Consider the following 22,622-nt stretch of genomic DNA (forward strand, 5'->3'; position numbering starts at 1 on the left):
CCGTCACCCCGTGACGGCGGCTCAGCCCCGACCGGCCCGGCTCAGCGCAGCAGCGCCGGCACCCCGTCCCCGTCCACCAGGTCGTCAGGTCCGGACAGCACGGTGAGCCGCTGGGTGGCCCGGGTCAGCGCCACGTAGAGCACCCGCAGCCCGGCCTCCGACTCGCCGGCGATCCCGGTCGGGTCGGCCACCACGGTCGCGTCGTACTCCAGGCCCTTGGCCTCCAGGCTGCCCAGCGCCACCACCCGGTCGCCCAGCCCGGCGATCCACCCGGCCGCCTCGGCACGCCGGTCCATCGGGACCACCACCGCGACCGTGCCCTCCACCTCGTCCAGCAGCCGGACCAGCTCGGCCCGGGCCGCCGCGCCGAAGGCGGCCGGATCGGCGGCCGCAACCGCGGCGAACCGCGGCACCGTCCCGGTCGAGCGCACCGCGCTCGGCGCCGGCGTGCCGGGCGCGGCCAGCGCCAGCACCTTGGCGGCCACCTCGGCGATCTCGGCCGGATTGCGGTAGTTGACGGTGAGCGTGTAGCGCCGGCGCGGCTTGGAGCCGAGCACCTCGTCCAGCGCGGCCTGCGCCTCCTGCGGGAACGGCCAGGAGCTCTGCGCCGGGTCGCCGACGATGGTCCAGGTGGCCGTGCGGGACCGGCGGCCGATCATCCGCCACTGCATCGGGGTGAGGTCCTGCGCCTCGTCCACGATCACGTGGGCGTACTCGGTCCGCTCCACCGGTCCGGGCTCGCGCACCCGGCTGCTGCGGTCGGCGTAGGTGGTCACCTCGTCCAGCCCGGTCAGCAGGTCGACCGCGTCCACCTCGCGGACCTTGGGCCGGGCCGGCTCGCCGAGCAGCTGCTGCAGCTCGTCCAGCAGGGCCACGTCGTGCGCGCTCACCGGCCCCTCGCCGCGGGCGCCGAGGTGGCGCCAGGAGGCGGCCAGCAGGCGGGCCTCCTCGCCGGTCACGGCGCGCCGGGCGATCCGGTTGGTGTGCTTGGAGCTCTTCAGCGTGGCCAGCACCTGACGCGGGGTCAGCGCGGGCCACCAGGCCTCCAGGAAGTCCAGGAACGGCGCCTCGTCCGAGACGTACTCGTCGAAGGCCTCCTTCTCCTCCTGGCGCTGCTCGCGGGCGTAGTGGTCGGTCGGCCTGGGCAGGTCGCGCACGGCCTCCGCCCACAGCGCGTCCAGCAGCAGCCGGCGGGCGCGCGGGCGCAGCAGGTTGAGCGGGGTGCCGCCACCGCCCACCACGTGGCTGCGGACCGCGTTCAGCCGGCCTGCGTCCAGCCGCAGCACCTCGCCGCGGGCGACCACCTTCAGCTCGGTCGGCGCGGCCGTTTCGAGGGCCGCGCGGGCGGCCCGGCGCAGCAGCTGCACCATCCTGGCCGAGCCCTTGACCCGGGCCGTCTCCGGCGTGTCGTAGCGGCCCGCCTCGACGCCGTCCAGCAGGCTGCCGACCGCGCGGATCGCCACCTGGCCCTCCTCGCCCAGCGAGGGCAGCACGCCCTCGGTGTAGGAGACCAGCAGCGGGGTCGGGCTGACCACCAGGATGCCGCCGGCGTACCGCCGCCGGTCCTGGTAGAGCAGGAAGGCGGCCCGGTGCAGTGCCACCGCGGTCTTGCCGGTGCCGGGGCCGCCGGTGACCAGGGTGGCGCCGGCGGCGGCCGCCCGGATCACCTCGTCCTGCTCCTTCTGGATCGAGGAGACGATGTCGCGCATGCTGTGGCTGCGGGCCCGGCCGAGCGAGGCCATCAGCGCGCCGTCGCCGATCACCGCCAGCTCCTCGCCGTCCAGCACAGGGGCCAGCTCGGGGCGGAGCAGGTCGTCCTCGACCCCGATCACCTTGCGGCCCTTGGACCGGATCACCCGGCGGCGCAGCACCCGGCCCGGCTCCAGCGGGGTGGCGCGGTAGAACGGCGCGGCCGCCGGGGCCCGCCAGTCGATCACCAGCGGGCCGAACTCGGCGTCGAGCACGCCGAGCCGCCCGATGTGCAGGCTCTGCGCCACCCGGGGGTCGGCCGGGTCCAGCGGGGTGAAGGACGGGATGCCGTGCTCCTCGGGGGCGTCGGCCTGCTGCAGGTCGATCCGCCCGAAGAGGAAGTCCTCGAACTCGTTGTTCAGCCGGTTCAGGTGCGCGCCCGCCCGGTAGACCTGGGCGTCCCGCTCGGCCAGCGCGCCGGGGGTGCCGACCTGGACCCGCTTGGCGGCGTCCTCCAGGACGTACTCGGCCTCCGCGAGCTTCTCCTCCAGCCGTCGGTAGACGGTGTCGAGATGCCGCTGCTCGCCGGCGATCTCGCGCTCCCGCAGGCCCTCGCGGGCTGCGGTGCTGGATGCGGCTGCGTGCTGTCTGCCCTGCGCGGCCAAGGAATCCCCTGTTGTACGTGATGCGGTGGGAGGGTCGCCGTCTGGGACAGCGGACGGACGATCCTACGGCACGGCGGGGGAAACACGAAGGCCGCCCTCCGGTTCGGAAGGCGGCCCGCATGCACATGGGATGGTGGAGATGCCGGGAATCGAACCCGGGTCCAGTGGAGTGGATTCAGGACTTCTCCGAGCGCAGTCCGCTGTGCTTTTCTCGGCCCTGGCAGTCACACGGACAAGCCGCCAACAGGCCCAGCTACTGTTTGATGTCCCATCCGCTCTCGCAGCCCGAGCGGACGGTTGAGTTCCCTAGATTATGCCAGGGTCCGGGTCGGGAACTCCCCGGTCTGACACCCGGCTCTCGCTACTTAGGCAGCGAGGGCGAAACGGGAATCGCTCTTAGAGTTGGCGATTATATTTTTTGCGACAGATGGTTAACGAGATCATTGCCGCGTTCCTCGGCTCGCTTCTCCTGTTTCGACGTCCCCTGTCGAAACCGATCATCCCCATGTTGTGTTGAGAAACAGCGCCGGCCGGGGCCGGTGGTGCTGCGCCCATGGTACGCGCACCGCAGAACCCGGTCCAGCCGATTACGTCCCGGCGGCCGGCCGGGTCGGCGCCGGGGTGTTCTGGTGCGGGCCGGGGGTGCCCAGTTGCTGGGCCAGCCAGGGCAGCGCCCGGGCGAAGGCGCCGGACGCGAACTGCCAGACGTGCCGGCCCGGCTCCACCACGACCTGGGTGCGGATCCCGTCCTTGCGCGCCGCCGCGTCCAACTGCTTCGCCTGGGCGATGTGGCTGCCCTCCTGGTCGCCGCTCTCGAACCAGCCGGAGGCGTTCTTGTACTTCGGGTGGTGCGCCAGCACGGTCAGCGGGTCGTGCGCCGCCCAGGCGGCCGCGTCGCCGCCGTACAGCTTGTCGATGGTCTGCTGCTTGTCCCCGGTGTTCGGGCCGAGGTCGCCGGAGATGTCCTCGAAGTGCGCGAACACGTCCGGGTGCTCGACCGCCAGGTCCACCGCGCAGGTCCCGCCCATCGACCAGCCGACCACCCCCCACTTGTGCGGGTCGGTGGCGGTGTTGAAGGTCTTCTCGACGAACGGCGGAATGTCCTTCACCAGGTGGTCCTCGGCCTTTCCGCTCGGGCCGTCCACGCATTCCGTGTCCACCTTGAATCCGCCGGTGGCGTCGGCGAACACCAGGACCGGCGCGAATCCGCCGTGCTGCGCGGCGTAGGCGTCCGCGGTCTGCACCGCGTTCCCAGCCCGCACCCAGTTGTCGGGGGCCGCGAACTCGCCGCCGATCATTTCCAGCACCGGCAGCTTGGGCCGGGTCTTGCTGCGGAACCAGGCCGGCGGCAGGTAGACCAGCTCCTGCCGGTGGGCGAACCCGCTGGCGGTGTCCGGGATGTCCACCTCGACGATCCGCCCGGTGGTGGTGCGCCCGGTCAGCGAGGGCAACTGGTCCAGCGTGACCTGCTGCGGCAGCGGGTCACCGCCCAGCTCGCCGATCGCGTCGTCCAGGGTCGGGAAGTAGCCGGTGGAGGCGTTCAGCGCGTTGGCCCCCGCCACCACCGCGAGCAGCAGGGCCAGCGGCGCCAGCGCCCGGCGCCACCAGCGCGCCCCGCGCCAGCCGACCGCCAGCACCACCGGCGCGGCCACCGCCGCGGCCAGCCAGCACCAGAGCGCGAGCGGCAGCGGGTCGGTGATCCCGCCCACCGTGACGGCCAGCACCGCGAGCAGCGCGGTCAGCGCCGCCGCACCGGCGAGCGCGAGCGGCAGCCGGCGCAGCCGCCAGCCGCGGTCGCGCCAGCCGATCGCCCCGAGCAGCGCGGCCGCGGCCGCCAGCTGCACGGTCCACGGGAACCAGCCGGTGAGCAGGGAGACGTTCATGGCGGGGATCGTAGCCAGGCCGGAGCCGACTGCGGCAGCCGTCCCCGGTCCGCGGACCGCCCTTGGGACGAAGCTGCTACAGAACGCGCGGGAACGGAGCCTCAGCCCTGCCGGCGGCGGGCCGCGGCCACCGCGCGGGCGGTCTCCCGGGTGTCCTGCTTCTCCCGCAGCGTCTGGCGCTTGTCGTACAGCTTCTTGCCGACCGCCAGCGCCAGCTCCAGCTTGACCCGGCCGTCCTTGAAGTAGAGGGACAGCGGCACCAGGGTGTGCCCGGTCTCCTTGGTCTTCGCCTCCAGCTTGCGGATCTCCATCTTGTGCAGCAGCAGCTTGCGCTTGCGCCGCGCCGAGTGGTTGGTCCACGTCCCCTGGGTGTACTCGGGGATGAAGACGTTGTCGATCCACACCTCGCCGGCCTGGGTGTAGGCGTAGCCGTCGACCAGGTTGGCCCGGCCCTCGCGCAGCGACTTGACCTCGGTGCCGGTGAGCACCATCCCGCACTCGTAGGTGTCGAGGATGGTGTACTCGTGTCGCGCCCGCTTGTTCTGCGCGATCAGCTTGTGTCCCGTTTCCTTTGCCATAACCCGGACATTCTCGCACCCCGCCGCCCGGCGCGGCAGCCGGTTTTGGCCGCGCCCGGCGCCGTGCCCCGCACCCTCCCGGCGCTGCCCCGGTGTCGGCCTCAGCGCTGCGCCGGGGTCGGCGCCAGGCCGCTGAGCACGCGCAGCGCGAGCTCGGCCGCGGCGGCCGGGTCGGTGGCGGCCACGTCGGGCTGCAGCCCGGTGCCGTCCGGGGACCGCCCGGCAGGGGTGAAGTACTGGCCCACCGTCAGCTCCAGCACCGACCCGTCGGCCAGTCGGCTGGGCTGCTGCACGGTGCCCTTGCCGAAGGTCCTGGTGCCCACCAGCACCGCCCGGCAGCGGTCCTGCAGCGCGCCGGCCAGCAGTTCGGCCGCGCTCATCGTGCCCCCGTCCACCAGCACCACCAGCGGGGTCGTGGTGTCGCCGCCCGGCGCGGCGGTCAGCTCCCGCCGTTCGCCGCGGGAGAGGTAGGAGGCCACCGGGCCGCCGTCCAGGAAGGCCGAGGCCGCGCCGACCGCCTCCTCCAGCAGGCCGCCGGAGTTGCCCCGCAGGTCCAGCACCACGCCGTGCTGCGGCGGGTGCTTCATGGCGGCCCGGACCTGTGCGCCGACGCCGCTGGTGAAGGCGCGCACCGAGATCCGCAGCACGCCCGGGGCGGGGTGGTCCACCGTCACGTCCTGGGTGGTCAGCACGGTCCGGCGCAGCGTCACCTCGCGGGCCGCCGCACCGGGCCGCTGCACCGTCAGCACCACGGTGGAGCCGGGGCCCGCGGAGCGCTCGCCGCGGCCCTCGGTGGCCGCCCGCCCGCGCAGCCGGGCCACCACCTCGGTGACCGGCAGCCGGTCGGCGGCCTCGCCGTCCACGGCGAGCAGCCGGTCGCCCGACGCCAGCGCGGCCGCGGCCGCCGGGGAGCCGGCCTGCACCTCGGCGACCAGGGTGGTGCCGTCCTCGGCCCGGTCCACCGTCAGGCCGACCCCGAGGTACTCGCCGTCCAGGCCCTGGGCGAACTCGGCGTAGTCGTCGGGACTGTAGTAGGCCGCCCAGCGGTCGGTGCCGCTGGCCACCAGGCCGGCCGCCTGCTCCGGGGAGAGCGCCGACGGGTCGGCCGGCAGGGTGTCCGCGGAGAGGGCCCGACGCGGCAGCGGCGGCGCGGTGCCTCCCCAGGCACCGGCCGCCGCACCGCAGACCAGTAACACGCCGAACACCGCGGTGAGGGTGGCCCCCTGGCGCGCGCGTCGAGACGTCATGGGACCGGAGTCTAGGCGCCCGATGCGCTGCGTGGTCGCGGAACGCCGGAACATCACCGGGAGTGACCGGACCACCGGGTCCGGGTCAGACCTTCAGGTACTTGCGCAGGGTCAGGAAGGCCGCCACGGCCGCCATGCCCATACCGACCACCATCAGCAGCGGGATCACCTGGAGCACCGCGGAGAGCCCGATGAAGTGGATGAACTGCACCCGGCTGGCCAGCCAGTGGTGCACGCCGAAGTTGCCGACCAGCAGCAGGCCGGAGGCGAGCACCGCACCGAGCAGCGCGGCGAACGCCGCCTCCGCGATGAACGGCATCTGCACGTAGAAGTTGGAGGCGCCGACCAGCCGCATGATGCCGGTCTCCCGGCGGCGGCTGAAGGCCGAGACCCGGACCGTGTTGACGATCAGCAGCAGCGCCACCGAGAGCATCAGCAGCATGATCACGAAGGCCGCCGTCTGCAGGCCGTTGAGCAGCCCGAAGAGGTTCTCCAGGATCTTGCGCTGGTCCTCGACCGAGCGCACGCCCTTCTGCCCGGCGAACTGGCTCTGGATGATGTCGTACCGGGTCGGGTCCTGCAGCTTGACCCGCCACGAGGACGGGATCGCGTCGGCACCGAGCACCGAGACCAGCGCGCTGTCCGGGTTCATCTCCTTCCAGTGCTTGTAGGCCTCCTGGTTGGTCTCGAAGGTGGAGGTCTTCACCACCGACGGGGTCAGCTTGTCCAGGCCGGCCTTGACCGCGTCGATCTGGTCCTGGGTGGCGGCACCGTCGGCGCACTGCGGCGCGGTCTTGGCGTCCGCCTTGGTGCAGAAGTAGACGCTGACCTCGACCTTGTCGTACCAGTACCCCTTCATGGAGTTGACCTGGTCGCGGACGAGCAGCGAGGCGCCGGCCAGGGCCAGCGAGAGCGCGACGCTGACCACGACCGCGATGGTCATGGTCAGGTTGCGGCGGAGACCCACACCGATCTCCGACAGGACGAACTGGGCGCGCATGCTTCAAAACTCCAAGATCGGGGCTGCGGACGGGCCGTGGACGGCGTGCGGGGTGCCGGCTAGTGCTGGTACCCGTAGACGCCGCGGGCCTGGTCGCGGACCAGCAGCCCCTTGTCGAGCTCGATGACGCGCTTGCGCATCTGGTCGACGATGGCCTGGTCGTGAGTGGCCATCAGCACCGTGGTCCCGGTCCGGTTGATCCGGTCCAGCAGCTTCATGATGCCGACCGAGTTCTGCGGGTCCAGGTTTCCGGTCGGCTCGTCCGCGATCAGCAGCATCGGGCGGTTGACGAAGGCCCGGGCGATCGCCACGCGCTGCTGCTCACCACCGGAGAGCTCACCGGGCATCCGGTCCTCCTTGCCGCCGAGGCCGACCAGGTCGAGCACCTCGGGCACCACCTTGTTGATGGCCCCCTTCGGCTTGCCGATGACCTCCAGCGCGAACGCCACGTTCTGCGCCACGGTCTTGTTCGGCAGCAGGCGGAAGTCCTGGAAGACGGTGCCCAATTGACGCCGCATGTGCGGCACCTTCCAGTTGGACAGCTTGCCCAGGTCCTTGCCGAGCACGTGCACCTCGCCGGTGCTCGGCCGCTCCTCGCGCAGGCACAGCCGCAGGAAGGTCGACTTGCCCGATCCCGAGGAACCGACCAGGAAGACGAACTCGCCCTTCTCGATCTCCAGCGAGACCTCGTGCAGGGCGGGACGGTTCTGCTTGGGATAGGTCTTGGAAACGTTGTCGAATCTGATCACGGCTGCATCACGGAGGCCATCCTAGGTGGAGTCCCGAGCCCCGCGGTCCGCACGGGGACGGGCGGGCGGAGCGGCCGCCGGCCGACTCCCCCGGCTTGGGACCATACGCGACCGCCCCGACCGCGCGCAGGGTCCGCCCCCGAAGCATCTGACGAAATGTCCAAGTCTGTAGGGCAATGACCGGAAAATTGGGAGCCAATTCACAGTCGGATCTCCCACACGGCCCCCGGCTTCCGCTGCCCGGGCGCCGGATGGCCCGGAACCTGGCAGAGTAGAGGGGGAACCACAGGGCGCCCCGGTGCGTTGATACGTGACAGCGCAGTAGCCAGGCAAGGAGGAGCTCGCATGACCAGCGACCATCTGGTGTGTGCCAACTGCGCCGGCCGCGTGAGCGAAGGCCGCTGCCCCGTCTGCCGCGCCCACCGGGCCCGCCTGCAGGAGCAGCAGGGTCCGTTCGCCTCGCTCAACCCCGCCGCCCTGCTCGCACTGCTCGCGGGCCTGCTGGCGGTGGTGGTGATCTGCCGGCAGGCGCTGGCGTAGTACCCGGACACGAGAGAGAGGGGCCCCGGATCGATCCGGGGCCCCTCTCCTACGTGTCCTCGATGACCGCCTACTCGGCCGTCTCGCGCTGCTTGCGCCAACGGATCCCGGCCTCGATGCTGCGCTGGCCCTTCATCGAGGCCGGGAGGGCGGTGAGCCCTACTCGGCCGTCTCGCGCTGCTTGCGCCAACGGATCCCGGCCTCGATGAAGCCGTCGATGTCGCCGTCCAGCACGGACTGCGGGTTGCCCACCTCGTACTCGGTGCGCAGGTCCTTGACCATCTGGTACGGGTGCAGCACGTAGGAGCGCATCTGGTTGCCCCAGGAGCTGCCGCCGTCCTTGAGCGCGTCCATCGCGGCCTTCTCCTCCTGGCGGCGCCGCTCCAGCAGCTTCGACTGGAGCACGTTCATCGCGGAGGCCTTGTTCTGGATCTGCGAACGCTCGTTCTGGCAGGAGACCACGATGCCGGTCGGGAGGTGGGTGATGCGCACCGCCGAGTCGGTGGTGTTGACGCCCTGGCCGCCGGGGCCGGAGGCGCGGTACACGTCCACCCGCAGGTCGCCCTCGTCGATGGCCACGTGGTCGCTCTGCTCGACCACCGGCAGCACCTCGACGCCGGCGAACGAGGTCTGCCGGCGGCCCTGGTTGTCGAACGGCGAGATGCGCACCAGGCGGTGGGTGCCCTGCTCGACCGAGAGGGTGCCGTAGGCGTACGGGGTCTTCACGGTGAAGGTGGCCGACTTGATGCCCGCCTCCTCCGCGTAGGAGGTGTCGTAGACCTCGGTCGGGTAGCCGTGCCGCTCGGCCCAGCGCAGGTACATCCGCATCAGCTGCTCGGCGAAGTCGGCCGCGTCGACGCCGCCGGCCTCGGCGCGGATGTTCACCAGCGCCTCGCGGGCGTCGTACTCGCCCGACAGCAGGGTGCGGACCTCGAGCTCCTCGACCGTCTTCTTGGTCGCCGCCAGCTCGGCCTCGGCCTCGGCGCGGGTGTCCGCGTCGGACATCTCCTCGGCCAGCTCGAACAGGACCCGGACGTCCTCGATCCGGCTGCGCAGGGTCTCCACCCGGCGCAGCTCGGCCTGCAGGAAGGAGAGTCGACTGGTGACCTTCTGGGCCGACGCCACGTCGTCCCAGAGGTTCGGGGCAGCTGCCTCCTCCTCCAGGCGGGAGATGTCGGCCCGGATCTTCTCCAGGTCGAGGACGGCCTCGATCGACCCCATGGTCGTTTCGAGGTTCTTGAGCTCTTCGGAAGGATCGACAGCTGCCACGCCTCAAGCCTAATGGTTAGCGCGGGTCACTGGGACCGGCCGGTGGCCCGGTGACCGCCCGGACCGCCCGCGGCGGGTGCAGGGCGTGGCCGTGGCCGTGCCCGTCCGAGGCGAAGGCGGCGACGGCGGCCGCGGCACCGGCCAGCAGCAGCACCACGGCGAGCAGCACCGCCAGCATCCGGCGCCGGCGCACCAGGGCCTTGCGGCCGCCGCGGTGCGGGGTCGGCGCCGCGCGCTGGGCGCGGGACTCGGCCGCGTAGCCGGCCAGCTCCTGGGCGGAGGGGCGGCGCAGGCTGGTGTGGGTGTCCCGGGTGGAGTCCGGGGCCGGGGCCGGGACCAGCGGCACGGCCGGACCGCGCCGGCGGCGGTGGGCGCCGGTACCGGTGTCCGCCTCGGCGTAGACCGCCTCCCCCGGGGTGAGCACCTCCTCGGGCGCCCGGGACTGCTCGCCGACCGGGGCGGCGGGCGCCAGCGGCGGCAGGCCGGCCAGCGCCGGGAGCTGCTCGCGCAGCCGCTCGGCCAGCTCGGCGGCCCGCAGCCGCGAGGCGGGCGCCTTGGCCAGGCACTCGGAGATGATCCGCCACAGTCCGTCCGGCAGCCCGGGGACCGGCGGCACGCTCTCGGTCACGTGCCGGCGCAGCACCGCGCCGGTGTGGCCGCCGCCGAACGGGGTGAAGCCGGCCAGCAGCTCGTAGAGCACGGTGGCCAGCGCGTAGATGTCCACCGCGGCGCGCGGCTCCAGGCCCTCGATGATCTCCGGGGCCAGGTAGTCGGGGGTGCCGATGATCCGGGTGGCCCGGGTCCGGCGCGGGGCGTCGACCAGGCGGGCGATGCCGAAGTCGGTCAGCTTGGCCCGGGGCGCGCCGCCGGGACCGGGCGGGGCGGCCAGGTCCAGCATCACGTTCTCCGGCTTGACGTCGCGGTGCACGATGCCGGCCGCGTGCGCCGCGGCCAGCCCGTCCGCCACGTCGGCGATCACCGAGGCGGCGGCCTGCGGGGCCAGCACCCCCTCGCGCTCCAGCCGGGAGCGCAGGTCGGTGCCGTGCACCAGCTCCATCACCAGCGCCAGGTCGGCGCCGTCCACCACCATGTCGCGCACCCCGACCACCCGCGGGTGGTCCAGGCTGGTGAGCGCGGCCCGCTCCTGCACGAACCGGCCGACCAGGACCTGGTCGGTGGCCAGGTCCTCGCGCAGCAGCTTGACGGCCACCGGGCCGTCCGGCCCCTCGCCCAGCCACACGGTGCCGGCGGAGCCCCGGCCGATCACCTGGTGCACGGTGTACCGGCTGCCGATCTTGCGTGCCAATGCTGCTCCGTGGGGCGGCGGGAGCGCTCCCCGGCCGCCCCGCTGGGGCCCGGCAGCGCTCGACAGGTCTGTACGTCGCCGACCAACCTACGCGCCCCGGGGCCCCCGAGGGGACCTCCGGACCGTGTTTGTCGACAAAGCGTCAATCGTGATCACCGGTCGCGGTCCGCACAGCACCGGTGACCCTGCGTCAGCCGGTGAGCGAGTGCCAGGTGCTGGTGACCCAGTCGCTGCTCTGGTGGTACCAGTGCTGGACGTTGTCCCAGTAGTGCGGCAGCGGCGTGAAGTTCCACAGCACCAGCACGCCGATCGCCAGGACCACCAGCACCATCAGGCAGCCCTTGAGGCAGCCCAGGCCCGGGATGTACATCCGGTTGCGGCTGCGCGGGCGCGGCTCGCGGCGCGGCCGGGGCTCGTAGTCGTCCCGGTCGCGGCTCCGGTCCCGGTCGCGCTCCGGCTCGCGGGGCTGCGGGGGCTCCGGGCGGCGGGCCGGCTCGGCCCGGCGGTCCGGGTGCTGCTCGGGGTAGCCCAGGCCGGCGTAGTCCTGGTCGCCGCCGGCGCGACGGGCCTGGTACGGCGGCGGGGCCACCGGCGGGCGCTCGGGCCGGCCGCGGCCGGCCTGCGGCGCGTTCTGCGGGTGGCCGCCCTGCTGCGGGTGGCCCTGCTGCGGGTTCTGCTGGTAGCCCTGCGGCGGCCGACCCTGGGCGGGGCGGACGCCGGGGTAGGGCTGCTGGCCGCCGCCCTGCGGGTAGGGCTGCGCCGGTCGGCCGGGCGGCGGTGCGCCGGGGCCCTGGTAGGGCTGGTACGGGCGCGGGGCCTGCGGCGGCTGGGGCGCGAACTCCTCGGCGGCGAAGACCTGGGTCTGCTGGTTGCGGTCGCGGGCCGCGCGCAGCTGGGTCTGCCACGGGTGCTGCGGGTCGCCGGGCTGCGGCTGGGCCTGGGGCCGGCCACCCTGCGGGGCGGGCGGCACCGCCCCGGTCGGCGGCAGCAGCCGGGTGCCGTCGGCGCCCGGCACGGTGCCCTGCGGCATCACCTGGGTGGCGGCCGACGGGTCGTAGCGCCCGCCGGCGAAGGTCTGCTCGCCCTCGGCCGGGACGGTGGCCGGCTGCTCCGGCGGCAGCAGCAGCGCGCCCACCGCGAGCGCGGTGTCCACCGCGGCCGGCGAGGCGTGCACCCCGATGCCGGCCGCGACCACCCGCAGCGCCCGGGCCAGCGAGACGGCGCTCGGCCGCTGCGCGGGGTCCTTGCGCAGGCAGCGCTCGACCACCGTCCACAGCGGCTCGGGCATCCCGGGCGGGCGCGGCGGTTCCTGGGTCAGGTGCGCCTGCAGGATCTGCAGCGCGCTCTCGCCCTGGAACGGCGCGCGGCCGGTGACCAGCTCGTAGAGCATGACGCCGGCGGCGTAGACGTCGACCGCCGAGGTCTGCGGGTGGCCGGTGGCCGACTCGGGGGCGACGTAGCTCGGCGTGCCGACGAACTCGCTGGTCCGGGTGATTCCCGGGGAGTCGGCGAGCCGGGCGATGCCGAAGTCGGTGAGCATCGGGTGCAGCTGTTCCGCCCCGCCGTCCGCCAGGACGGTGGCCAGCAGCACGTTGGCCGGCTTGAGGTCGCGGTGCACCACCCCGTCGGCGTGGCTGACCGCGAGCGCGTCGGCGATCTGGGCCATCAGCAACGAGGCGGCGATCGGGCTGAGCGGGCCGTGCGAGCGCAGGTAGCGGTACAGGTCCGGGCCGTCCACCAGGTCCATCACCAGGGCCAGCAGCTCGCCCTCGACCACCAGGTCCCGCACCCGCACGATGTTGGGGTGGCTGAGCCGCAGCAGCACCGAGCGCTCGCGCAGGAAGCGCAGCACGATGTCCTGGTCGGTGGCCAGCTCCTCCTTGAGCACCTTGACCGCGACCGGCTGGCCGGGCGCCAGGTTCGCCAGTCCGGCGTCCTCCCGGACCCGGCCGCGCCAGACGGTGCCCATGGCTCCGCGCCCGAGCGTCTCCTCGAGCAGATACTTGCTGCCGACCGGCCGCACCTGGTGCACTCCTCGCCCTGAACGAGCCCACCACCTCGGGCGGCAGCCCGGGTGTGCGGCAACTCTAACGGTGTCCGCGCGACCCCACTCAGACGTGTGACGCAGCGGACTGACGGCCGGTTCTGCCGCTGCCGTGCGACCACCTTGACCTGATGCTCCGTCGACTCCACCATGGCCATGATCACAAGATCGTCAAATCCGGTACGGTGCGCGGGCTGTCAGTGCCGAGTGGCAGGATGACGCCTAGCACTTGGCGCATCCAGCACCACGGCGGTGCCCTGCCGCGGGCCCCGTCGCGGCCGGGCACCCGGCAGCGCTGGCCCGCACTCATCACGAGCAGAGGGGAACCCCGGGCGAGATGCAGATCCGGCTGACGGTCCTCCGGCCCCGCGCGGGCGCGGGCCTGCCCGCGTCCGCCACCGACGTGCTGGTCACCGCACCGGTCGGCACGGCGCTCGGGGCGCTGTCGGTGGCGCTGGCCGGCGCCGTCGGCGTGCGCGGCCCGCGCAGCGCGACCCACGTGCACCTCTACGCCGGGGCGGAGCGGATCGACGACCGCACCCCGCTCGGCCACCCCCCGCTGCTCGACGGCGCCGTCCTGTCGCTCGGCGAGCCCGACCCGCAGGCCCTCGGCACGCCCGGTGACGCGGTGGCCGAGCTGCGCGTGGTCGGCGGACCGGACGCGGGCGGCGTGCACCGGCTGCACGGCCGCCAGGTCCGGCTCGGCCGCTCCAGCGACGCGGACGTCCCGCTCGACGACCCGGACGTCTCCCGGCTGCACCTGGCGCTGCACCTGGCCGCCGACGGCGCGGTCACGGTGCACGACCTCGGCTCCACCAACGGCACGTCGCTGGACGGCCGCCCGCTCACCGACGACCCCCGTCCGCTGCCGGAGGGCGCGCTGCTGCGGCTCGGCGAGTCCACCGTGACGCTGGCCGCCGCACCCGCCCCGGCGTCCGCCCGCACCACCACGCCGGACGGGCTGGGCCACCTCCAGGTCGGCCCCGCCGCGCCCGCCCGGCCCGCCGTCCCGGCCGCCGAGCAGCCCGCGCCCGCCTCGGCGGCCGCGCCCGGCCGCACCCGCTCGCTGCTCTCCCGCACCCTGGGCCGCTCCGCCGCGCCCGCCGACCCGGCCCCGGACGCCGCCCAGCAGCAGCTGCGGGCCCGGGACCGGCAGGCCGCCGCGCTGCGGGAGCGCTTCCCCGACCCGGCCACGCTGCTGCTGACCGCGCTGGGCCCGGGCCCCCGGCTCTGGGAGCGGGTGCCGGCCCACCCGGACGCGCTCGCCGTGCGACTGGGCACCGCCGACCGGCCGGCGGGTCCGGGGACGGCCCCGGGCACCGTGCTGCCCGGTGTCCCGGTCACCGTGGACCTGGCCGCCGCCGGCGGCCTCGGACTGACCGGTCCGCGCGAGCGGGTGCTCGGGCTGGCCCGGGCCGTGCTGGCGCAGCTGGCCGTGCTGCACCCGCCGAGCGGGCTGAGCCTGGTGCTGGTCGGCGCGGACGGGCGGCTGGCCGCCGAGCAGCGGGCCGAGGACTGGTCCTGGGCGCTCTGGCTGCCGCACCTGCGCCCCGCCCGGGGCCAGGACTGCCGGCTGCTCTTCGGGCTCGACCCGGCGCAGGCCGAGCAGCGGCTGACCGAGCTGCTGGACACCCAGGAGCCGGTGGGCGCAACGGTGGTGCTGGTCGACGGCGATCCGGGCTCGCCCGCCGCCCGCGAGGCGCTGGCCCGGGTGCTGCGGACCCCCGGCGTCCACGTGGTGTGCCTGGCCCGGACGGCCGAGCAGCTGCCGCCGGGGTTGGGCGCGGTGGCGGAGCTGACCGGCGAGGTGGCCACCCAACTGACCCTGCGGGCCGGCGGCGAGCCGGTCGAGGGGGCCGCGCTGGACGCGGTCTCGCGGGCCTGGGCGGAGCGGCTGGCCCGGGCGCTGGCCCCGCTGCGGGAGAGCGCACCGGTGTCGCGCGGTCCGCTGCCGGAGGCGCTGCGCCTGCTGGAGCTGCTGGAGCTGGACACCGTCACCCCCGCCAAGCTGCTGGCCCGCTGGGAGGGCCTGCCCAGCACCACCGGCACCGCCACCGCGCTGCTCGGCACCACCCGGGACGACCTGTGCACGGTCGACCTGGCCGGCCCGGACCCGACGGAGCAGCAGCACCTGCTGATCGGCGGTGCCCGCGGCTCCGGCAAGAGCGAGCTGCTGCGCACCCTGGTGGCCTCGCTGGCGGTCGGCGAGCGGCCGGACCGGCTCTCGGTGCTGCTGATCGGCGGCCGGGACGGCGCCCTCGCCGCCTGCGCCGAGCTGCCGCACGTGGCGGGCCGGCTGGAGGCGGCCGCCGACCCCCGCCAGGCGCTGCTGACCGCCGAGTCGCTGCTGGACGAGCTGACCCACCGTGAGGAGCTCTTCCGCGGCCGCCCGTTCGGCAGCTGGTACGCGGAGCAGGCGCTCAGCACCAAGGTGGTGCAGCCGCGCGGCGCCGCCGTGCCGGTACCCACCGCCGTCCCGCCGGGCCCGGCCACGGCCACCGTCACCGCACCCCCGCCGCGGCTGGTCGTGGTGGTGGACGACTACGACGCGCTGCTCGCCCCCCAGTCCCCCGCCGGCCGCCCGCTGGCCCGGGCGCTGGCCGAGGTCGCCGTCCGCGGCGGCCGCCTCGGCGTCCACCTGGTCGCCGCCACCGGCCAGCCGGAGCTGACCGCGGGCACCGAGCTGGACGAGGCCGCCCAGTGGCGGATCGCCCTGCGCACCGACCGCCCGGCCGACTCCGACCTCCTGGTCCACGTCGACGACGCGGCGGCCCTCCCCGACGCCACCCCGGGCCGCGGCTACCTCCGCCGCCCGGACGGCGCGGTGCTGGCCTTCCAGTCCGCGCAGATCAGCGGCCGCATCCCGCGCACCGCCACGCTGCGCCCGACCGTCGTCGCCCTGGACCCGGCCCAGCTGGGCGCGCCGCCCACCCGCCGCCCGGTGCGCGAGCTCGGCAACGGCCCGACCGACCTGGCCCTGCTGGCGAGCGCGCTGCAGCGGGCGGCGGCGAGCTGAGACCGGTGCCGCCGGGCGCGGGTCAGCCCTGCGGCTCCCCGCCCGGTGACGCCGCGAGACCGCGTCCCTGGCGGCGGTCCGGGCCCCCCGCCCGGCGCGCCAGTGCCACCAGGGTGAGCGCCGCGCACACCGGGTAGCTCGCGCTGAGCAGGAACAGGTACCCCGACGGGCCCGTGCCGTCCGCCAGCTCCCCCGCGAGCGGGACCAGCCAGGCCCCGGCCGCCAGCCCCCAGGCCACGATCGCGGCCAGCGCGGCCCGGCGCGGCGGACCGCCGCCGTAGCCGAGGCAGATCAGCGCCGGCACCGCCCAGACCCAGTGGTGGCTCCAGGAGATCGGGCAGACCAGCAGGCCGAGCAGTTGCACCGCCACCACCGCCGCGAGCGTGTCCCCGCGGCGCAGCGACGCCCGCAGCGCGAGGGCGGTGCCGAGCAGCGCGGCCAGCGCCAGCCCGAGCCAGGTCGGCGTGAGCACCATCCCGTGCCCGGCGAACCGCGAGAGCACGCCGCCCAGCGACTCGTTCTCCCACGCGGCCACCGGCCCGACCCGGTCCGACTGGCCGACCAACTGCAGCCAGTACCGCCGCGAGTCGCGCGCGTCGACCAGCCAGGTCAGGCCGACGGTGGCGGCGAACACGGCCACCGTCCAGCCGGCCGCCTGCCAGCGCCGGGCGACCAGGAAGTACACGCCGACCACCGCCGGGGTCAGCTTCACCCCCGCCGACAGCCCCACCCCCAGGCCGCCCGCCGCCGCCCGCCGGGTCGTCAGGCCCGCCAGCACCACGGCGGCCAGGAGCAGGTCGATCTGGCCCAGGTCCAGGCAGTGCCGGACCGGCTCCAGCCAGAGCGCGGCGGCCGTCCACACCATCGTGTGCTCCGGCCCCACCGGCCCGGACCGGCCCGGGCACAGCCGCAGCGAGCAGTGCACCAGCACGGCCAGCGACGCCAGCGAGGCCGCGTGCCACGCCCAGGTCGCCGCCGGCCAGGGCAGCACCGCCGTCGGCAGCAGCGCCACCGCCGCGAACGGCGGATAGGTGAACGGCAGCGGCAGGCTGCCCGGGTCGGGCCGCACCAGGGTGACGTCGTACAGGTGCCCGTCCAGCAGCCGGGGCGCGGCCAGCCAGTAGACCCGCAGGTCGAACATGTCGGTGGCCAGTGCGGTCACCAGCAGGTGCACCGCCAGCGACCCCGCCAGCACCCAGCGGGCCCGGCGCAGCAGCCACGCCCCCAGCACCGTCCACCACCGCCACAAGAGCACCGGTGCACCATCCCCGCCCGGGGCGCCGCCGTCACACCGGTCACTCCGCCGGCCCACCGCTCGGCGCGCCGGGGGCCGACGGCGGACCGGGGGACGACGGCGGGGCCGCCCCCTCCCCTGGAAGGTGCGGCCCCGCCGTCGCGCTGCGCGGGCGTCAGCCCATGGCCCCCGCACGGAGCAGGGTGCGGATCACCCGCATGGCCACCGACAGGCTGGACAGCTCGTAGGTGTCCGAACCCCTTATGTCGTCCAGCGTGGTCTTGGCGCGGCTCAGCAGGGTGCCGTTCAGGTCCGCCCAGGCGTCGTAGCGCTCGGACGGGGTGGCCCCGGCCGGGCCGCAGGCCAGCACGTCCGCGGTGAGCTGGGCGTGCGCCGCGAACAGGTCCTCGCGGATCGAGGCGCGGGCCATCGAGGACCAGCGGTCGGTGCGCGGGAGCTCGATGATCCGGTCCAGCAGGTGGGTGATGCCCAGCCGGTCGGCGAGGTCGTAGTAGAGCTCGGCGACCTCGGTCACCTCGGTGCCGGAGCGGTCCGCCACGCCGGTGATGTCCAGCGTCGGGAAGGCGGAGGACAGGCCCGCCACCCGGGTCGCCAGCGTCTCCGGCACGCCCGCCTCGACCAGCTCGCCGTAGACGTGCTGGAACCAGGCCAGGTCCTCGCCGCGCAGCGGCTTGGGCAGGCTGCTCCAGACCTGGTCCACCCGCTCCTGGAAGAACGCGATGGTGCCGGCGATGTCCAGCGGCTGGCGGCGGTTGTTGAGCATCCACCGGGTGGCCCGCTCGACCAGTCGGCGCGCGTGCAGCCGCATCCGGGTCTGCACCTCGGCCGTCACCCGGTTGTCCAGGCCCTCGACCTCGTCCCAGATGTTCTCCAGGCCGAAGACCGCGCGGGCCGCGGTGTGGGTGCGGGCGATCTCCTCGTAGCCGGCCCCGGTCTCCTCGCGCAGCCGGAAGGCGAAGGTGCAGCCGCCGCGGTTGATCGTGTCGTTGACGATCAGGGTGGTGATGATCTCCCGGCGCAGCGGGTGGTTGTCCACCGCCTCGGCGAACCGCTCGCGCAGCGCGGTCGGGAAGTACAGGTGCAGGACGCTGCGGAAGTACGGGTCGTCCGGCAGCTCGGTGGCCAGCAGCTCGTCGGCCAGGGTGATCTTGGTGTAGGCCAGCAGCACCGACAGCTCGGGCTGGGTCAGGCCGTAGCCCGTCTGCTGGCGCTCCTTCAGCTGCTTGTCGCCGGGCAGGAACTCCAGCTGGCGGTCGAGCAGGCCGTCCGCCTCCAGCCGGCCGATCATCCGGGCGTGCACGTTGACCATGCTGTGCGCCTGGGCCACCGCGTTGGCCAGCACCACGTTCTGCGCGTAGTTGTTGCGCAGCACCAGGGTGCCGACCTCGTCGGTCATCTCGGCCAGCAGGGCGTTGCGCTGCTTGACCGTCATGTCGCCCTCGGCGACCACCTGGTTGAGCAGGATCTTGATGTTCACCTCGTGGTCCGAGGTGTCCACGCCGGCCGAGTTGTCGATCGCGTCGGTGTTGATCCAGCCGCCGGTGCCCGCGGGGCCGCCGGTCTGGGCGTACTCGATCCGGCCCAGCTGGGTGCAGCCGAGGTTGCCGCCCTCGCCGATCACCCGGGCCCGGACCTGGCCGCCGTTGACCCGGATCGCGTCGTTGGCCTTGTCGCCCACGTCCGCGTTGGTCTCGCGCTCGGCCTTGATGTAGGTGCCGATGCCGCCGTTCCAGAACAGCTCGACCGGCGCCTGCAGCACGGCCTTCATCAGCTCGGCCGGGGTCAGCTTGGCGGCCTCGATGCCGAGCGCCTCGCGGACCTGGGCGGACAGCTGGATCGACTTGGCGGAGCGCGGGAAGACGCCGCCGCCGGCCGAGATCAGCGACTTGTCGTAGTCGTCCCAGGAGCTGCGCGGCAGGTCGAAGAGCCGGCGCCGCTCGGCGAAGGAGACCGCCGCGTCCGGGTTCGGGTCCAGGAAGATGTGGCGGTGGTCGAAGGCGGCCACCAGCCGGATGTGCTCGCTGAGCAGCATGCCGTTGCCGAACACGTCACCGGACATGTCGCCGATGCCGACCACGGTGAAGTCCTCGGTCTGGGTGTCCACGCCCAGCTCGCGGAAGTTGCGCTTGACCGACTCCCAGGCGCCGCGGGCGGTGATGCCCATGCCCTTGTGGTCGTAGCCGGCCGAACCGCCGGAGGCGAACGCGTCGCCCAGCCAGAAGCCGTAGGACTCGGCCACGCCGTTGGCGATGTCGGAGAAGGTCGCGGTGCCCTTGTCGGCGGCGACCACCAGGTAGGTGTCGTCCTCGTCGTGGCGGACCACGTCCACCGGGTGGACGACCTGACCGCCCTTCAGGTTGTCGGTGATGTCCAGCAGCGCCGAGATGAAGGTCTTGTACGAGGCGATGCCCTCGGCCAGCCAGGCGTCGCGGTCCACCGACGGGTCCGGCAGCTGCTTGGCGACGAAGCCGCCCTTGGCGCCGACCGGCACGATCACGGTGTTCTTGACCATCTGCGCCTTGACCAGGCCCAGGATCTCGGTGCGGAAGTCCTCGCGCCGGTCGGACCAGCGCAGACCGCCGCGGGCGACCTTGCCGAAGCGCAGGTGCACGCCCTCGACCTGGGGCGAGTAGACCCAGATCTCGAAGGCCGGGCGCGGGGCCGGCAGGTCCGGGATGGCGTGCGGGTCGAACTTCATCGACACGTACGGGTGCCAGTCGCCGGACTCGCTGCGCTGGAAGAAGTTGGTCCGCAGGGTGGCCGTGATCAGGTGCAGGAAGGAGCGCAGGATCCGGTCCTCGTCCAGCGAGACGACCTCGTCCAGCGCGCCGGACAGCTCCTCCAGGATGGCCTCGCCCAGCTCGCCCGAACCCAGCTGGTGGCTGGGGCTCAGCCGCGCCTCGAAGAGGTTGACCAGCAGGCGGGTGGTGTGCGCGTTGTTGCGGAGCGCGTCCTCCATGTAGTCCTGCGAGAAGGTCGAGCCGGCCTGGCGCAGGTACTTGGCGTAGGCGCGCAGCACCACGGCCTGGCGCCAGGTCAGCCCGGCGGTCAGGATCAGGCCGTTGAAGCCGTCGTTCTCGGCGCGGCCGGTCCAGGTGGCGGCGAACGCCTCCTGGAACCGCTCGCGGGCCTCGTCGGTCAGCTCGGTGGCCTCGCGCAGCCGCAGGCCGAAGTCGTAGACCCAGGCGGTGGTGTGGTCCGAGCGGCGGAGCGCGTACGGGTGCTCGTCGAGCACCTCGACGCCCAGCCGCTGGAGCACCGGGAGCACCTCGGTCAGCGAGATCGGGCCGCCGACCCGGTAGATCTTGAACCGGCGCTCGTCGTCCCCGGCGCCGACCGGCTGGTACAGGTTGAGGCGGAAGTCGCCCTCGCCGTGCAGCGACTCGATCTGCTTGAGGTCGGCCACCGCGGTGCGGGCGGTGAAGTCGGCGCGGTAGCCGTCGGGGAAGGCGTTGGCGTACTTGTGCGCCAGCTCGGCGGCCCGCTCCTCGCCCAGCTCGACGTGCAGCTGGTCGTTGAAGCCGTCCATCCAGAACCGGGCGGCCTCGGCCAGCTTGGCCTCGATCCGCTCCGCCTCGGCGTCGGTCAGGTCGGTGAGCTCGTTGCCCGGGGCGACCCGGACCACGAAGTGCAGGCGGGTCAGCACCGACTCGGTGGCGTACACCGTGTAGTCGATGGCGGCGCCGTTCAGCTCCTGCATCAGGATGTCCATCAGGCGCAGCCGGATGCGGGTGGTGTAGCGGTCGCGCGGCAGGTAGACCAGCGCCGAGAAGTAGCGCCCGTACTCGTCCTGGCGCAGGAACAGCCGCAGCCGGCGGCGCTCCTGCAGGTAGAGCACGCTGGTGGCGATCTGCTGCAGCTCGTCGGCCGGGGTCTGGAAGATCTCGTCGCGCGGGAAGGTCTCCAGGATCTGGAGCAGGTCGCGGCCGTCGTGGCTCTCGGCGGAGAAGCCGGAGTCGGCGACGACCTCCTGGACCTTGCGGCGCACCACCGGGATCCGGGTGACCGACTCGGTGTAGGCGGCGGAGGAGAACAGGCCGAGGAAGCGGCGCTCGCCGATCACGTTGCCGGCCGCGTCGAACTTCTTGACGCCGACGTAGTCCAGGTAGGCCGGGCGGTGCACGGTGGCCCGCGAGTTGGCCTTGGTCAGCACCAGCAGCTTCTTCTCGTGCGCCTTGGCGCGCACCGGGGCGGACAGGCGCCCGAAGGACTCGCTGACCGGGTGGTGGTCGGTGTCGTGGCTGAGCGGGTCGGAGCGCAGGATGCCCAGGCCGGTGCCGGGGATCGCCCGCAGCACCTCCTCGCCCTCGTGCTCGACCAGGTCGTACTCGCGGTAACCCAGGAAGGTGAAGTGGTCGTCGGCCAGCCAGCGCATCAGCTCCCAGGCCTCGCCGACCTCCTGCTCGGGCAGGTGGGCCGGGGGCTGCTCGGCGAGCTCGTCGGCCAGGCGGAGCGCGGAGGTGCGCATCTTCGCCCAGTCCTCGACCACCTCGCGCACGTCGCCCAGCACCCGGCGCAGGTCGGACTCGATCTGGCGCAGGTCCTCGCGGTCGCTCTCGCGGTCGATCTCGACGTGCATCCACGACTCGACCGTGGCGTCCGCGGGCCACTCGACGCCGCCGGCCTGGCTGCGCGAGCAGGCGTCGATGTCGAGGATCTCCAGCAGCTTGCCGGTGATGTCGCGGCGGACCACCAGCTGCGGGTGGATCACCAGGTGGATCGCGCGGTTCTGGCGGGACAGCTCGTTGGTGACCGAGTCGACCAGGAACGGCATGTCGTCGGTGACCACCTCGACCACGGTGTGGCCGCTGGACCAGCCGTTCTCGTCGACCGTCGGGGTGGAGACCCGGACCTCGGCGGTGCCCTGCGGGCGCTTGAGGCCCAGCCGGTAGTGGGAGGCCGCCGCCCCGTACACGTCCACCGGGTCGCGGTCGACCAGGTCCTCGGGGGCGGTGTGGAGGTAGTAGTGGTTCAGGTAGGCGGTCAGAGCACCATTGCTCAGACCCTCTCCGGGCGCCGCTCCCCCCACCTGGCTGTGCTCGGCGGCCGCGGCCGCCTTCACGAGCAGTTCGGCCTTCGCCGCGTCCAGCTTGGTCTGCATGGCTGATTGGCTCCTGTCGCGCGCCGTTGCGTGACTCGGTGGTGTCTGGGTTTCACACCGCCGGGCCGACCACAATCCTCCCGCACCAGGTTGGCAAGGGGCGCTCAAGGCACGCTTAAAGAACACCTCGCCTGGGTACGACAGACCTTTCGGCCTGAGGGGGCCGTCCCGACGACGCCAGCCAGCCTAACCGGCGGGAACCAAGGTGTCAGGGGACAGTGCGGAGCATTCCCGAAGGAAGATCCGCCCTTCCTGGACAGGATGTCCAGGTCCATCGCCC

At 73.8% G+C, this 22,622-nt stretch carries 13 protein-coding genes and 1 other RNA gene; 2 read left to right on the forward strand and 12 right to left on the reverse strand.

All coding sequences use genetic code 11. From position 1 onward, the window contains the following. Positions 1 to 41 precede the first annotated feature (41 nt). The 7 genes from ACFW1A_RS07720 to ftsE form a co-directional block, all read right to left on the reverse strand. A complete protein-coding gene (locus ACFW1A_RS07720; RefSeq protein WP_380405886.1) occupies positions 42 to 2,354 on the reverse strand; it encodes a HelD family protein in 2,313 nt (770 codons plus the stop codon). 131 nt (positions 2,355 to 2,485) lie between these two features. Further along, positions 2,486 to 2,859: a transfer-messenger RNA gene (gene ssrA, locus ACFW1A_RS07725) on the reverse strand. Between the two features lie 82 nt (positions 2,860 to 2,941). Beyond that, positions 2,942 to 4,237: an alpha/beta hydrolase gene (locus tag ACFW1A_RS07730; protein WP_380405889.1), complete on the reverse strand. Its 1,296-nt coding sequence runs from the start codon at positions 4,235 to 4,237 to the stop codon at positions 2,942 to 2,944. Between the two features lie 101 nt (positions 4,238 to 4,338). Next, positions 4,339 to 4,815 (reverse strand): SsrA-binding protein SmpB, encoded by a 477-nt coding sequence (gene smpB, locus ACFW1A_RS07735; RefSeq protein WP_380405892.1) that lies wholly within the window; start codon positions 4,813 to 4,815, stop codon positions 4,339 to 4,341. A gap of 101 nt (positions 4,816 to 4,916) precedes the next feature. Beyond that, a complete protein-coding gene (locus tag ACFW1A_RS07740; RefSeq protein WP_380405894.1) occupies positions 4,917 to 6,062 on the reverse strand; it encodes a S41 family peptidase in 1,146 nt (381 codons plus the stop codon). Positions 6,063 to 6,147: 85 nt separating this feature from the next. Continuing rightward, positions 6,148 to 7,062, reverse strand: a complete 915-nt coding sequence (gene ftsX, locus ACFW1A_RS07745; RefSeq protein WP_380405897.1) for a permease-like cell division protein FtsX — start codon at positions 7,060 to 7,062, stop codon at positions 6,148 to 6,150. A gap of 59 nt (positions 7,063 to 7,121) precedes the next feature. Beyond that, on the reverse strand, positions 7,122 to 7,811 hold the full coding sequence (gene ftsE / locus ACFW1A_RS07750; protein ID WP_380405900.1) for a cell division ATP-binding protein FtsE: 690 nt from the start codon (positions 7,809 to 7,811) through the stop codon (positions 7,122 to 7,124). A gap of 345 nt (positions 7,812 to 8,156) precedes the next feature. On the opposite strand from ftsE, the gene ACFW1A_RS07755 reads away from it, so the two are divergent. Next, positions 8,157 to 8,351: a hypothetical protein gene (locus tag ACFW1A_RS07755; protein ID WP_380405903.1), complete on the forward strand. Its 195-nt coding sequence runs from the start codon at positions 8,157 to 8,159 to the stop codon at positions 8,349 to 8,351. A 159-nt stretch (positions 8,352 to 8,510) separates the two neighbouring features. Here ACFW1A_RS07755 and prfB read toward each other — a convergent pair whose 3' ends face one another. The 3 genes from prfB to ACFW1A_RS07770 all read right to left on the reverse strand — a co-directional run bounded on the left by prfB (position 8,511) and on the right by ACFW1A_RS07770 (position 12,949). Continuing rightward, positions 8,511 to 9,620 carry a peptide chain release factor 2 gene (gene prfB / locus ACFW1A_RS07760; protein ID WP_380405906.1) on the reverse strand — a complete coding sequence of 370 codons (1,110 nt, stop codon included), beginning with the start codon at positions 9,618 to 9,620 and terminating at the stop codon, positions 8,511 to 8,513. A gap of 16 nt (positions 9,621 to 9,636) precedes the next feature. Continuing rightward, entirely contained in the window at positions 9,637 to 10,926 is a 1,290-nt protein-coding gene (locus tag ACFW1A_RS07765) for a protein kinase (protein ID WP_380405909.1), read from the reverse strand. A 190-nt stretch (positions 10,927 to 11,116) separates the two neighbouring features. Next, positions 11,117 to 12,949 (reverse strand): protein kinase, encoded by a 1,833-nt coding sequence (locus ACFW1A_RS07770; protein WP_380405914.1) that lies wholly within the window; start codon positions 12,947 to 12,949, stop codon positions 11,117 to 11,119. Between the two features lie 358 nt (positions 12,950 to 13,307). Here ACFW1A_RS07770 and ACFW1A_RS07775 point away from each other — a divergent pair, with 358 nt between their 5' ends. Continuing rightward, positions 13,308 to 15,986 (forward strand): FtsK/SpoIIIE domain-containing protein, encoded by a 2,679-nt coding sequence (locus tag ACFW1A_RS07775; protein ID WP_380405918.1) that lies wholly within the window; start codon positions 13,308 to 13,310, stop codon positions 15,984 to 15,986. Positions 15,987 to 16,008: 22 nt separating this feature from the next. Here the strand turns inward: ACFW1A_RS07775 and ACFW1A_RS07780 are convergent, their stop codons facing one another. Both ACFW1A_RS07780 and ACFW1A_RS07785 read right to left on the reverse strand, forming a co-directional pair. Further along, positions 16,009 to 17,241 carry a glycosyltransferase 87 family protein gene (locus ACFW1A_RS07780; RefSeq protein ID WP_380405922.1) on the reverse strand — a complete coding sequence of 411 codons (1,233 nt, stop codon included), beginning with the start codon at positions 17,239 to 17,241 and terminating at the stop codon, positions 16,009 to 16,011. Between the two features lie 154 nt (positions 17,242 to 17,395). Further along, complete coding sequence (locus tag ACFW1A_RS07785; RefSeq protein WP_380405925.1) at positions 17,396 to 22,342, reverse strand: NAD-glutamate dehydrogenase; 4,947 nt, start codon at positions 22,340 to 22,342, stop codon at positions 17,396 to 17,398. Positions 22,343 to 22,622 lie beyond the last annotated feature (280 nt).

The organism is Kitasatospora sp. NPDC058965, assembly GCF_042741245.1.
Taxonomy (GTDB): domain Bacteria; phylum Actinomycetota; class Actinomycetes; order Streptomycetales; family Streptomycetaceae; genus Kitasatospora.